Source organism: Pseudomonas sp. H9 (assembly GCF_004353925.1).
Taxonomy (GTDB): domain Bacteria; phylum Pseudomonadota; class Gammaproteobacteria; order Pseudomonadales; family Pseudomonadaceae; genus Aquipseudomonas.
The window spans coordinates 158,205-172,170 of the sequence record NZ_SMOK01000023.1 but is presented as its reverse complement, the minus strand read 5'-3'; the positions used below and the strand labels follow the sequence as shown (position 1 = coordinate 172,170).

Sequence of the window (13,966 nt, the reverse complement as noted above, 5' to 3'; positions counted from 1 at the left end):
CATCCTCACACGTTATAGATATCGGCTTTGTACTTGGAGAGATTCTCAGGACGCACCAGCCACTCAATGGTTTTTTCCAGTCCATGGCGAATGGAGTAGTCTGGCTTGAAACCGGTCAGCCCCTGAATTTTACTGTTATCGCACCACAAACGAAATACTTCCGATTTTTCCGGGCGTAAACGTTGGTCATCTTGGAGAAACTCTACGTCACTACCCATTATTTCCTTAATGAGGTTTAAAGTATCCCCCACTGATATTTCATAATTCGAGCCAATATTGACCGTCTGACCAATAGCTTCTTCACAATTGGCCAACGCCAAGAACCCCCGACAAGTATCCAACACATAGTTGAAGTCTCGAGTTGGCGATACATCACCTAGCTTAATCTGCTTCATCCCACTTGCAATCTGGGTAATGATCGTTGGAATTACAGCACGCGCTGACTGTCGGGGACCGTAGGTATTGAAGGGTCGCGCAATGGTAAGAGGCAGATTGAACGCGTTGAAAAAACTCATCGCCATGGCATCAGCGCCAATTTTGGAAGCACTGTAAGGAGACTGGGCTTGAAGAGGGTGCTTTTCGTCGATGGGGACATATTGGGCCGTACCATAAACCTCACTGGTTGAGGTATGGATGACGCGCGACACTCCATTATCCAGAGCAGCTTGGCAAATGTTCAACGTGCCTTTGATATTTGTATCGACGTAGCTGTCGGGCGCAACATAAGAGTAAGGAATTGCAATCAAAGCTGCCAAATGGTAAACGACATCGACATCCTTTGTAATATGCTTGCAGAAATGAGGGTCTCTGACATCACCACTGACGACTTCAATCGAATCTCGGCAGTTGACATCTTCCAGCCACCCCCAATTATTAAATGAGTTGTACTGGGAAAGGGCTTTGACATGATAGCCTTGAGCCGCCAGCATTTCGGTCAAATGTGAGCCAATGAACCCATCAGCTCCTGTCACCAATACCTTTTTCATGCCCCGAATTGTTCCTATGTAGATTTTATTTAACTCAGCCGACATCTGGCTGAGGTCTAAAAAACTGTAAATCGGTCCCTGCCCTGCGCAGTTCTATGCACACTGCCTGACAGGCAATCCTATCAACGAGCAGCAAGCTCCCTTGTGAAGTGCTTGCATCGCTGTGTTTTTGCATTTCCAGCGAGCTTTCTTCAGTTTCGGCAGTACGGAGGTGTTGCTGACTACCTTATTTTGCCAAGCTCACAAGCGACACGCTGGGCACCTACTGTCGATTGAACCTATCTTTCAATAGAATAACGCGTCTTTCGCCGTCCTTCTCCAAAAAAATGAGATCTGCTTTGGCAAATCCATCAATGTCAAGACTCACCTTCAAACCTGGAGAGTGCTGCACAGCTGGGCCCAACGCTTGCTGTAGCTGAGCCGCTCAAATAGCTCATCAGCAACCACTGAGGGCTGCCAACAAAAGAACAACTCCGCCTTCCTTGCGTCAAGCGTAAAAGTATCCAGCGACTTTGGACTCAGGTTCGAGACCCGTCCTCCAGGCGAAAGCTTGTCGAGTTGGCTGTATAGCCCTCTGCCAACCAAGGAGACACATGCGGCACCCGCAAGCGCTAAGCATCAACCTGTGCGGAGCACATAGCAAGTCACTCGTATAGTACGGAGGACCGAAGCTCATCTACATGCAAAAGTTAACTGATCAATCCATCACAGCTGAATGGGTTATCAGCTGGAAATCCCGATCACCTCACCACCAATGATGGCGAATTGATACCTGTATCGAAATTTTTCGCCATAGCCGATGAGATACGCGCCTGCTCGCGACGTCGCTTTTTGAACGCATAACGTAGCAATGCGATAATACACCCAATGATTCCACCTAAGATCAACCCTAGGGCAATGTACATTGATCTATTGGGCTTGACCGGACTGGTCGGCTCTACTGCCAGACGATCAATGCTGACCAAACGTAATCCACTCATATCAGTGGATATGTTCATCAACCGAGTCCGTTCAGCCCTCAGAGACTCGATACCCTTCACAAACAACTCTTCATTTTGGCGCTGCTGGAGTATCTGGACCTGCCGGTTGCTACTCAACAACAGGAGTTCTTTGCGTATTTGAGCAATACGCGGATCAACGAAATCATTTGACAAACGCTTTCGAAGGGCTTGCTGTTCGGCCTCTAGGGCATCCGTACCTAGAAAATACAGCGGGACCTGCTGGTTGTTGACCTCGGTAATAACATTACCAGTGACTTCTGCCTCGCTACGCCCCATGGCTGAAGGGGTTGTAGGCTTCTTCAGGCCAAGGGATCGGGCAATTGAGATTGCTTCATTCAGTTGCGCGATCCGGTCATCACGGCGCAGATTGAGCTGCACTCTCAACGCCCTTAACTCGTCATTCAACTCGGCTCGCTTTAGATTATCAGCCTCTAGCAACCCTGCGATTTTCCCCTCCTTTGCCGCGTCATGTTTAACACGTGCCGCCACTAAATTGGCATCCACCTCTTTGATGCGGTTACCAATGATCACCTTGAGGTCTTCAGTTATCTGTCGGCGCTCGCTTTCGATTGCATATTGCACCAAGCCGTTAAGCGCCTCTTTCCCATCGACTTCTTGCGGATAGCGCATTTCAAGTCCAATGAAAGAACTCAACAAATCCGTTTTTTTAGGATCGGGCTGAACCAGCTTCAAAGCAGTGCGATTAAAAGCCTCAAAGGCTTGTTCCGGCGTGCGCCCAGACCTACTGAATGCTGCTTGTAGCCCGGTATTTGAACGGAAGTAGCCTAGTCGAGTTTCATAAGAGTCGAGAGCAGCCCCAACACGGACTAGGGCCTCCCCTGGTGGCAGCGAATAAACCTTAGACCGATTTAACTCATCTAAATCATTCAAAGCAGCAGGTCGCAGAATGGTGCTGACCTCGTACTCGGGCGTGACCGAATAGACATACACTGCAGCTAGCAGAGAGAACAGTAAAGCTACAGCGGAGATCAGTACTTTTTGTCGCCACAGCGCCTGAAGTATTGCCAGTACGTCTATTTCATCACGAAGTACAACGGGGGGAAGAGGGGAAATGCTTGTCACGCCAATGCCTGTCTGTCTGATCAGAAAGAAACGCATTCTCATGACAGGGGTAGCATCTTCGTCATCATCGTCTCGTCCTGAGCGTCAACAAGAAGCAGAACCATCCCTGTCCAAAGAAAACGAACAGATGTCATTGTGACAGCAAAATCGTAAATTCTCCAATCCCCACCCCACCGATGGTTTCCAATCACGCCATTGGGGGCACTCGGCGAGATATGGTTGGCCACATATGCCGAATTAGGGCAATGGAAATACCAAGCACCAAACCAGCAATCACGCCTAACACCACAATAAATTGCTTCTTGGGTTTCACCGGCCTATCCGGCAACTCAATAGCTCCATCCTGCCTATACATCTCAATAACACCAGGGTCAAGCTCTAGTGTACGGTAAAACGCTATTGCCTCCTGCCTCGCTCTCAAGTTGTCAATAAAAGGATCATCCGAGGCTCGGTTGCGTAGGTTTTCAATTTCAGCTCGCAACGCCTTGCTACCGCGCATATAGGTGAGCGTACCATCCATTCCTGCCGAGACTTCACTCGAGAGGCTGTTTGAGATAATCGGCGGTCTCTCCAAACCGATCGACTCCGCAACCCTTAAAGCTTCTGTCAATTGTATGATCTGGTCTTCCCTTTGCTTGCGCGCCGTTTCGCGCCCTGCGGTAATCTGTTGCTCCAAATTACTAGCTTTGACCATGACGTCCCCACGAACATCTTTGATCACTTCCCGCTTAGCATGCTCACCTGCCATTTGCACATACTGCACCACCCACTGAGCCGCCTGCTCAGCAACAGGGAGGCTAGCCATGACGTAGTAACGACTTGGCGTTTCTTTACTCGTGACCGCTACTGTAAGAATACTGTTCATGCGCCCATAGAGATCATCCTGCGACCCTTGCCGCTCACCTTCCTGTAAGCTGGGCAGATAAACCTTCCGAAAGAACTCACGCCTCAAGGACTCGGACAGGAGATTACGAAGATAGACATCATAAACATCCTTGACAGACAAAACGGCCAAACCACTATCCCCACCTCGCCCATAGTTCAGCTGCGCAATATTGCTCTGCGTAGGCGGCTGGACAACGACTTTGGCCTCATAAATCGGTGTAGCCAGCAACGCATAAGCTACCGCCCCAGCGGTCACAATCACCGTTGAGAGAATGATCAGCAGCTTCTGCCTCCACAACCCCTCCAGCAACTCAAACAAGTCAATCTCATCATGACTACGGCGCTCAGATTCATTGCGCATTTATTCTAATTTTCCTTGGGTCCGTCTAACTTTATTCGTACGTAAGGTGCGCTATGGTCGTGCCTGACCGATCCCTTCACCCCAGAGCCAGGCGGCTTTCAACCCCTGAACCCTGAAGCGTAGCGTCATTTTGCCAATATGCTCACGAGCCCTGCATCCGGTTCATCGGCACCCAGGGCTCGAAGCATTAATTTGTAATAGAACCACTGGAAATACAATAAGTTCCATCATTCCCGACCAATGATTTTCTCACCGCTGAACGGTCAATCCAGGCCAGGAATGGTGACGGTCACTTCTCGCCCCAATTGCGCATACCGCCGCTGCAACGCTTCAGCCAACAGCCGCTTCGCCTGGCGCTCTCCATGCACTAACACCACCTCTTTAGCAGGCTGCTCCATACCAACCGCAAACTGAACCAACCCCGCCTGGTCCGCATGCCCGGAATACCCCTCCAGGGTAATAACCTTCGCCCGCACCTCATACATCTGCGCATCCAGATCGATCATGACGAAGCCTTCAGCCCCCTCACTCGCTTGGATAACGGCGCCAGGCGTCCCTTTTACCTGATGCCCGACAAACACAACTTCATGCCGCGGATCACCGAGCATGGCCTTGAGGTAATTGACGATACGACCACCCGAACACATACCGTTACCCGCAATGACAATAGCTGGGCGGCCCGTGCTTTTGAGGTAGTTAACGACTGTCTGGTGCTTGGCGTGGCTATCGACGCTGATGAGTTGACGAAAACTCAGCGGGGCTCGCCCCTGAATCAAGCGCTCTTGCGCTTCGTCATTCCAGTAGGCGTGCAAGTCTCGGTAGGCTTGGGTGATTCGATGAGCCAATGGCGAGTCGAGAATGATCGGCAGTTGCGACCAGTCTATGGCCTCTAGGGGATCTAGCTCAGCATCGGGCTTGCCGTCTTCATGCTGCAGCAACGCCTTGCGATGAAGGATGTCTTCAATTTCGTAGAGCAGCTCTTGGGTACGACCCAAGCTGAAAGCCGGGATCATGACTGTGCCCTGATCCTCAAGCGCTCGATCGATGGCCGCCTCCAGCCTTTGCTGACGCTGGCTACGATCAGCATGTAAACGGTCACCGTAGGTGCTTTCCAGAACGAGAATATCCGCACGTTCAGGGGGCAGTACTTCACGGAGCAGTGGATTGCTAGACGCACCCAAGTCTCCGGAGAACACGACACGGGTATCGCCGCCAGTGATGAGGTTTTGCACATCGCACTCAACGTAAGCAGAGCCCAGCAAGTGCCCCGCCCGCTGCAAGCGAATACGGCAGCGAAGCGCTTCGCGCTCCACAATAAAATGCCACTGCCCAAAGGCCAGAGGGACGATGAGTCGCTCGACAAGTGCGATATAGCGGGCCACTTCAGTCGGCTCGCTGCTGACACTTAACTTGTAAGCGTCTTCCAACACCAATGGCAGCAAACGAGCAGAAGGCTCACTACAGAGAATCGGGCCACGAAACCCTGCAGCCAGCAAGGCCGGAATTCGGCCGACGTGATCAAGGTGCACATGGGTAACGATCAGCGCTTCGATGCCCTGAATGTCAAAACCCACACGCAACTCGTCCATTGAAGACTGTGCGTCTGAACCTTGCTCCAAACCGCAATCAACCAGAAGGCTGCAATGAGCATCAAGGTGGAGCTGGTGACATGAACCGGTGACACCTCGGATGGCACCGTGATGCGAAAGAACAGGATAACCTCTCATGAGAGGCATGCTCCTAGCTGGGAAAAGAAGCGCTATGCTCCCACACCACCTAAAGCACCCAAGCCAGTCAAATCGCACTGGAGCATGGGAAAAATCTACACGCGATAGCGAGAAGCTCGCTTAAAGCGCTCGCCGTATCCGGCGCTTGCTGCGCAGTACTCCGTACGCCCCCAGTAATGGGCCGACCGCCAGGCCAATCAACAACGCAGCCAACACAGGCACCGCCACCGGCATCGCTGGTGCCGACCAGCCAAACATGACCAAGGCAACTGCTTGCTGATTTTCCAATACGAAAAACAATACTAAGGCTGCCAGTGCCAAGACAAATAGCAGCACCAAGGCGCGCTTCAGATTACGCATGACTCACACTCCCTGGCAGTCACTGACTGGCATGCTGCTCTTCTTCGTTGACGCGATCGCGCAGTTCTTTACCAGGCTTGAAATGCGGTACGAATTTGCCATCGAGACTGACAGACTGTCCGGTCTTGGGATTGCGACCTACCCGCGGGGCACGGTAGTGCAAAGAGAAACTGCCAAAACCACGGATCTCGATGCGATCTCCGGTCGCCAAGCACTGCGACATTTGTTCAAGCATGGTCTTGATGGCCAGCTCGACATCCTTGGATGAGAGCAGCCCTTGATGGGTGACAATACGTTCGATCAGCTCCGACTTCGTCATATTTTTCCCTTCTTTATCAAGCAGCTAGATCATTGCTTCATTGTTTTTAGCATGACCTGAGGGTTTTGAACAGGGTGGTTATTGACTTAATCGAAGAATCTTGCATTGCCTGCTAGCGACAGGGGCGCAATGCCTTGGTGGGAGCGGGCTTGCCCCGCGATGCAATGTGATTGCCAGATTGCAATCGCGGGGCAAGCCCGCTCCCACAGACCAATGCCTTTACCCCATGGGAGATTTTTGCAGGCACAAAAAAGGGCGACCGAAGTCGCCCTTTTTTTGATCCAAGCAGAACTTAGTTCTGTTTGGCCATTGCCTGACGCAGCAGCGCGGCCATGGTGGTATCAGCAGCTTCCGGAGCAGTTTCTTTCAGGCTCTGGATAGCTTCTTTCTCTTCAGCGTCGTCTTTCGACTTGATGGAGAGGCTGATGACACGGCTCTTACGGTCAACGCTGATGATCTTAGCTTCGATCTCTTCGCCTTCTTTCAGGACGTTACGCGCGTCTTCAACGCGGTCACGGCTGATTTCAGAAGCTTTCAGAGTGGCTTCGATGTCGTCGGCCAGGGTGATGATAGCGCCCTTGGCGTCAACTTCTTTAACGGTACCTTTGACGATAGCGCCTTTGTCGTTGACAGCAACGTAGTTGGAGAACGGATCGTCTTCCAGTTGCTTGATGCCCAGGGAGATACGCTCACGCTCTGGATCTACGGACAGGATCACGGTGTCCAGCTCGTCGCCCTTCTTGAAGCGACGTACGGCTTCTTCGCCTACTTCGTTCCAGGAGATGTCGGACAGGTGAACCAGACCGTCGATGCCGCCGTCCAGACCAATGAAGATACCGAAATCGGTGATCGACTTGATGGTGCCGGAGATCTTGTCGCCCTTGTTGAACTGGCCAGAGAAGTCTTCCCATGGGTTGGACTTGCACTGTTTGATGCCCAGGGAGATACGACGACGCTCTTCGTCGATGTCCAGAACCATAACTTCCACTTCGTCGCCGACTTGTACGACTTTCGATGGGTGGATGTTTTTGTTGGTCCAGTCCATTTCGGAAACGTGCACCAGACCTTCCACGCCTTCTTCCAGCTCTGCGAAGCAGCCGTAGTCGGTCAGGTTGGTGACGCGCGCCATGACGCGAGTGCTTTCTGGGTAACGAGCTTTGATAGCAACCCATGGGTCTTCACCCAGTTGCTTCAGGCCCAGGGATACACGGTTACGCTCGCGATCGTACTTCAGAACCTTGACATCGATCTCGTCGCCAACGTTGACGATTTCCGATGGGTGCTTGATACGCTTCCAGGCCATGTCGGTGATGTGCAGCAGGCCATCAACGCCGCCCAGGTCAACGAATGCGCCGTAGTCGGTGAGGTTCTTGACGATACCTTTGACTTGCTGGCCTTCCTGCAGCGATTCCAGCAGAGCTTCGCGCTCGGCGCTGTTTTCGGCTTCCAGGACGCTGCGACGGGAAACGACAACGTTGTTGCGCTTCTGGTCCAGCTTGATGACCTTGAATTCCAGCTCTTTGCCTTCCAGGTGGGTGGTGTCGCGCACTGGGCGGACATCAACCAGGGAGCCCGGCAGGAACGCACGGATACCGTTAACGTCGACAGTGAAGCCGCCTTTAACCTTACCGTTGATAACGCCCTTGACCACTTCTTCGGCGGCGAAAGCTGCTTCCAGAACAATCCAGCACTCGGCGCGCTTGGCTTTTTCACGGGACAGTTTGGTTTCGCCAAAGCCGTCTTCGACCGCGTCCAGCGCAACGTGAACTTCGTCACCGACCTTGATGGTCAGCTCGCCAGCTTCGTTGTAGAACTGCTCGAGCGGGATGACGCCCTCGGACTTCAGGCCAGCGTGTACGGTAACCCAGTCGCCGTCGATGTCGACAACGATACCGGTGATGATTGCACCCGGCTGAAGATTGAGGGTTTTCAGGCTTTCTTCAAAGAGTTCTGCAAAGCTTTCGCTCATTTTAATTCCTGTAGATTCGGGCGAAACATACGCCCATCAGCCACATTCCAGACAATGTGGGTTTCGTTCATATAAAGGAAAGCCTGCAGGACGTTGACTGGTGCCCCTGCATGCCTTCCTGGTCATCAGGCGATATCGCGCTGGGCAATCTCGCTCTTGATGCGTTCCAACACCTGCTCGATGGACAACTCCGTGGAATCCAGCTGTATCGCATCGGCCGCCGGTTTGAGCGGGGCCACTGCGCGCTGGGTGTCGCGCTCATCACGCGCACGAATCTCATCTAGCAGACTCGACAGACTAACATCTTCGCCTTTTGCCTTCAACTGCAAGTAACGGCGACGCGCACGCTCTTCAGCGCTAGCGGTCAGAAAAACTTTCAACGGCGCATCCGGGAACACCACGGTACCCATGTCACGACCGTCGGCAATCAGCCCGGGCGCCTCTTGAAAGGCGCGCTGGCGCTGCAGCAAGGCGTCGCGTACGGCCGGCAGCGAAGCGACCTTGGACGCACCGGCCCCGACCGTTTCGGTGCGGATGACATTACTGACATCCTCACCTTCGAGAATGATCTGCTGCAGCTTGCCAGGTTCCGCAGCAATGAACTGCACATCGAGGTGTGCAGCCAGCTTGACCAGCAGCTCTTCGTTGGTCAGATCGACACCATGATTACTCGCGGCGAAGGCCAGCAGGCGATACAACGCCCCCGAATCCAGCAACTTCCAGCCCAGCTCCCGGGCCAGGAGGCCGGCAACGGTGCCCTTGCCCGAGCCGCTTGGACCGTCGATGGTAATGACCGGCGCATTCACACTCACGACTTGCCCTCTTCTGCAACACGAATACCGACTTCGGCACACAACGCCAGGAAGTTCGGGAACGACGTCGCGACGTTGGCGCAATCATGGATGCGGATCGGCGCCGTGGCGCGCAGCGACGCAACGCTGAAGGCCATGGCAATACGGTGATCGCCGTGCCCGTGCACTTCACCACCACCAATCGGGCCACCATCAATGATGATGCCGTCCGGGGTCGGCTCGCACTTCACACCCAAAGTCAGCAGGCCATCAGCCATGACCTGAATACGATCAGACTCCTTGACCCGCAGCTCTTCTGCGCCACGCAGTACGGTACGACCTTCAGCGCAAGCGGCAGCGACGAACAACACTGGGAACTCGTCAATGGCCAGCGGCACCAGGTGCTCAGGAATCTCGATACCCTTGAGTTTAGCCCCGCGCACGCGCAGGTCGGCAACGGGCTCGCCACCTACTTCACGCTGGTTTTCCAGAGTGATGTTGCCACCCATCAGGTTGAGGATATCAATGACACCGGTACGAGTCGGGTTGATACCGACGTGCTCGAGCACCAGCTCGGAACCCTCGGCGATGGATGCCGCCACCAGGAAGAACGCCGCCGAGGAGATGTCTGCAGGCACTTCGATGTGGGTCGCGGTGAGTTTGCCACCCGACTCCAAGGAAGCCGTCGGGCCTTCAACGTTAACGTTGTAGCCAAAACCACGCAGCATGCGCTCGGTATGGTCGCGGGTAGGCGCAGGCTCGGTGACAGTCGTCTTGCCTTCGGCATACAGACCCGCCAGCAGCAGGCAGGATTTAACCTGGGCACTGGCCATTGGCAGGGTGTAAGTCAGCGCCTTGAGCGCGTGACCGCCACGAATGGTCATCGGCGGACGGCCCTCAGCGGCGGTTTCGATGACCGCACCCATTTCCCGCAGCGGGTTGGCAACGCGATTCATCGGGCGCTTGGACAGCGAAGCGTCGCCGGTCAGCACGGTATCGAATGGTTGCGCGGCCAGTAGGCCCGCCAGCAGGCGCATGGAAGTACCGGAGTTGCCCAGGTAAATCGGGCCCGGCGGCGGCTTCAAGCCATTGAGGCCCACGCCATGAATGGTAACCCGACCATGGTGCGGGCCTTCGATGACCACACCCATGTCGCGGAACGCTTGCAGGGTCGCCAGGGCGTCTTCACCCTCAAGGAAACCTTCGACTTCAGTGGTGCCTTCAGCCAGGGAGCCCAGCATGATCGAGCGATGGGAAATCGATTTGTCACCCGGTACGCGAATTCGGCCAGACAGTTGGCCACCAGGTTTTGCCAGGAAAATCAGGTCGTTGGAGTTCATAGCGTCCACATAGGCCCGGCGGGCCAGGATTTTACTGAAATGCTCACGGGCAACCCGGGCGCGGGTGAATACACCCAGCAGTTGGTGCCCATCCCCTGCATCGACCGCGTCGCGCAAGGCGTCGAGGTCGCTGCGATATGTATCGAGTGTGCGCAGAACAGCTTCGCGGTTGGCGAGAAAAATGTCGTGCCACATGACCGGGTCGCTTCCGGCGATTCTTGTGAAATCGCGGAAACCTCCGGCAGCGTAACGGAAGATATCCAGGTTTTCATTGCGCTTGGCCAGCGAATCAACCAGGCCAAACGCCAGCAGATGCGGAAGATGGCTCGTGGCTGCCAACACTTCGTCATGGCGCTCGACCTGCATGTGCTCGACATCAGCACCGAGGGCGCGCCAAAGCTGGTCAATCACGGCCAATGCCGCCGGATCGGTCTCAGCCAGCGGCGTAAGGATCACTTTATGCCGGCGGAACAGCGCAGCATTGGAAGCTTCCACTCCGCTCTGCTCGGAGCCGGCAATCGGGTGACCGGGCACGAAGTACGGCAGGTGTTCGGCAAAAGCCTCGCGCGCAGCTCGCACCACGTTGCCCTTGGCGCTGCCAACATCGGTCAGCACTGCATGCCCAAGATCCAGTTGCGCCAGGCGAGCCAGGACTTTTTCCATGGCCAGAATGGGCACTGCCAACTGAATGACATCAGCACCCACGCAGGCGGCAGCCAGGTCTTCTTCGCAGCGATCGACTACACCCAGCTCCACCGCTAACTTGCGCGACTGCGGATCGAGGTCGACCCCCACCACTTCACGGCACAAACCGCTTTCACGCAGGCCCTTGGCGAACGAACCACCAATCAGACCCAGACCGACCACCACCAGCCGCCCAATCAACGGCTCGACCTTGTTCACCACGACTTCAACCACGGAGCAGGACCCTATTCAAAACTGCATGCATGCCACTCATTGCTTCAGAGCACCGCTTTGGGATAGGAACCCAATACTTTGAGGGCCACGGCTTCCTGGCTGATTTTCTCCAGGACAGCCTTGATCAGCGGGTCGCGATGGTGACCGATGAAGTCAATGAAGAACACGTAGGTCCACTTGCCACTGCGCGACGGACGGGTCTCGATACGCGTCAGGTCGATTCCGTTCTCGTGGAACGGCACCAGCAGCTCGTGCAAGGCACCCGGCTTGTTGCTCATGGAGACGATGATTGAGGTTTTGTCATCGCCCGTCGGCGGCACTTCCTGGTTACCGATCATCAGGAAGCGCGTGGAGTTGTCCGGACGGTCTTCGATCTTCTCGGCCAGGCGAGTCAAACCATAGAGACCTGCCGCCATATCGCCAGCGATAGCTGCCGAGTTCCACTCCCCCTTGACCCGCTTGGCCGCCTCGGCGTTGCTCGATACCGCCACGCGCTCGACGTTCGGGTAGTGAGCATCCAGCCACTTACGGCACTGAGCCAGGGACTGAGCATGGGAGTAGATGCGACTGATGCTGTCGGTCTTGGTGTTTTCGCCGACCAACAGATGATGGTGAATCCGCAGCTCGACTTCACCACAGATGACCATGTCATGTTCGAGGAAGCTGTCGAGGGTGTGGTTGACCGCACCTTCGGTGGAGTTTTCCACCGGCACCACGCCAAAGTTGACGGCACCGGCCGCCACTTCGCGGAACACTTCGTCGATGGCCGCCATTGGCTTGCTGATCACCGCATGCCCGAAGTGCTTCATGGCCGCAGCCTGGGTAAAGGTACCCTCAGGCCCCAGGTAGGCGACCTTCAGGGGCTGCTCAAGCGCCAGGCACGACGACATGATTTCACGGAACAAGCGGGCCATTTCTTCATTGCCCAGCGGACCCTGATTGCGATCCATGACGCGCTTGAGCACCTGAGCCTCACGCTCCGGGCGATAGAAGATCGGCTCTTCGCCCGCTGGCAAGGACGACATCTTGACCCGCGCTACTTCCTGGGCACAGCGAGCACGATCACTGATCAGCTCGAGGATCTTCTCATCGAGGCTGTCAATGCGCACCCGCAGCGCCTTGAGTTCCTGCTCGGACATCAACCGTGCTCCTTCTCGAATTCAGCCATGTAGGCAACCAACGCCTCCACAGCATCGAGGCCCAGCGCGTTGTAGATCGAGGCACGCATGCCGCCCACCGAACGGTGGCCCTTGAGGTTAAGCAGACCACGGGCATCAGCGCCGGCGAGGAAGGCTTTATCCAGGCGCTCGTCAGCCAGGCGGAACGGTACGTTCATCCAGGAGCGGGCATTGAGACTGATCGGGTTGGTATAGAAGTCGCTGCTGTCGATAAAACCGTACAGGCGGTCTTTCTTGGCGCGGTTGCGCTGCTCGATGGCGGCCACGCCACCCTGCTCCTTCAGCCACTCGAACACCAGGCCCGAGAGGTACCAGGAGTAGGTTGCTGGCGTGTTGTACATGGAGCCGTTGTCGGCAGCGACCTTGTAGTCAAGCATGGTCGGGCAGCTGCTGCGGGCGCGACCCAGCAGGTCTTCACGCACGATTGCGACCACCAGGCCACTCGGGCCGATGTTCTTCTGCGCACCAGCATAAATCAGGCCGAAGTCACTGACATTGATCGGGCGAGAGAGAATATCCGAAGACATGTCAGCCACCAGCGGTACTTCACCGGTCTGCGGCACCCAATCGAACTGCAGACCACCGATGGTCTCGTTCGTGGCGTAGTGCACGTAGGCAGCGTCCGGGGTCAGCTTCCACTCGCTCTGAGCGGGAATATCCAAGTAATCATAAGGTTTGGCGCTGGCAGCGATATTGATGTTGCCGTAGCGACGTGCCTCATCAATAGCTTTTTTCGACCAGATACCGGTTTCGATATAGTCGGCAGTGCCACCTTCAGGCAGCAGGTTCAGTGGGATTTCAGCGAATTGCTGACTCGCACCGCCCTGCAGGAACAGCACTTTGTAGTTGGCGGGAATGGACATCAGGTCGCGCAGATCCTGCTCGGCCTTCTCGGCAATGGCAACGTAGTCGTCGCTACGATGGCTCATTTCCATCACGGACAAACCCTTGCCGTTCCAGTCCAGCATTTCGGCCTGGGCGCGCTGCAGGACAGCGTCAGGGAGCGCAGCAGGGCCTGCGCAGAAGTTAAAGGCTCGTTTGCTCACAT

11 protein-coding genes are annotated in these 13,966 nt (G+C 55.2%); all 11 read right to left on the bottom strand.

Translation table 11 applies throughout. The annotated features are described in order from the left end of the window. Positions 1 to 5: 5 nt before the first annotated feature. The 11 genes from E1573_RS18375 to serC all read right to left on the bottom strand — a co-directional run bounded on the left by E1573_RS18375 (position 6) and on the right by serC (position 13,964). Complete coding sequence (locus E1573_RS18375) at positions 6 to 986, bottom strand: NAD-dependent 4,6-dehydratase LegB (protein ID WP_133215999.1); 981 nt, start codon at positions 984 to 986, stop codon at positions 6 to 8. 740 nt (positions 987 to 1,726) lie between these two features. Continuing rightward, a complete protein-coding gene (locus tag E1573_RS18370; protein WP_256659567.1) occupies positions 1,727 to 3,112 on the bottom strand; it encodes a Wzz/FepE/Etk N-terminal domain-containing protein in 1,386 nt (461 codons plus the stop codon). Positions 3,113 to 3,257: 145 nt separating this feature from the next. Further along, positions 3,258 to 4,316, bottom strand: a complete 1,059-nt coding sequence (locus E1573_RS18365) for an LPS O-antigen chain length determinant protein WzzB (protein ID WP_133215998.1) — start codon at positions 4,314 to 4,316, stop codon at positions 3,258 to 3,260. A 263-nt stretch (positions 4,317 to 4,579) separates the two neighbouring features. Further along, a complete protein-coding gene (locus E1573_RS18360) occupies positions 4,580 to 6,043 on the bottom strand; it encodes an MBL fold metallo-hydrolase RNA specificity domain-containing protein (RefSeq protein ID WP_133215997.1) in 1,464 nt (487 codons plus the stop codon). A 120-nt stretch (positions 6,044 to 6,163) separates the two neighbouring features. Continuing rightward, the gene (locus tag E1573_RS18355; protein ID WP_133215996.1) at positions 6,164 to 6,403 is read right to left on the bottom strand and encodes a LapA family protein; all 240 of its coding nucleotides are present in this window, start codon (positions 6,401 to 6,403) and stop codon (positions 6,164 to 6,166) included. A gap of 19 nt (positions 6,404 to 6,422) precedes the next feature. Then, positions 6,423 to 6,722, bottom strand: coding sequence for an integration host factor subunit beta (gene ihfB, locus E1573_RS18350; protein ID WP_133215995.1), 300 nt, complete (start codon positions 6,720 to 6,722; stop codon positions 6,423 to 6,425). A gap of 292 nt (positions 6,723 to 7,014) precedes the next feature. Next, entirely contained in the window at positions 7,015 to 8,691 is a 1,677-nt protein-coding gene (gene rpsA / locus E1573_RS18345) for a 30S ribosomal protein S1 (protein ID WP_045180061.1), read from the bottom strand. Positions 8,692 to 8,816: 125 nt separating this feature from the next. Then, positions 8,817 to 9,503 carry a (d)CMP kinase gene (gene cmk, locus E1573_RS18340; protein WP_133215994.1) on the bottom strand — a complete coding sequence of 229 codons (687 nt, stop codon included), beginning with the start codon at positions 9,501 to 9,503 and terminating at the stop codon, positions 8,817 to 8,819. Further along, positions 9,500 to 11,707 (bottom strand): bifunctional prephenate dehydrogenase/3-phosphoshikimate 1-carboxyvinyltransferase, encoded by a 2,208-nt coding sequence (locus tag E1573_RS18335; protein WP_256659573.1) that lies wholly within the window; start codon positions 11,705 to 11,707, stop codon positions 9,500 to 9,502. The genes cmk and E1573_RS18335 overlap by 4 nt, the downstream gene beginning before the upstream one ends. Before the next feature lie 77 nt (positions 11,708 to 11,784). Then, positions 11,785 to 12,879: a prephenate dehydratase gene (gene pheA / locus E1573_RS18330; RefSeq protein WP_133215992.1), complete on the bottom strand. Its 1,095-nt coding sequence runs from the start codon at positions 12,877 to 12,879 to the stop codon at positions 11,785 to 11,787. Further along, positions 12,879 to 13,964, bottom strand: a complete 1,086-nt coding sequence (serC, locus tag E1573_RS18325) for a 3-phosphoserine/phosphohydroxythreonine transaminase (RefSeq protein ID WP_133215991.1) — start codon at positions 13,962 to 13,964, stop codon at positions 12,879 to 12,881. The genes pheA and serC overlap by 1 nt, the downstream gene beginning before the upstream one ends. Between the last annotated feature and the right edge of the window lie 2 nt (positions 13,965 to 13,966).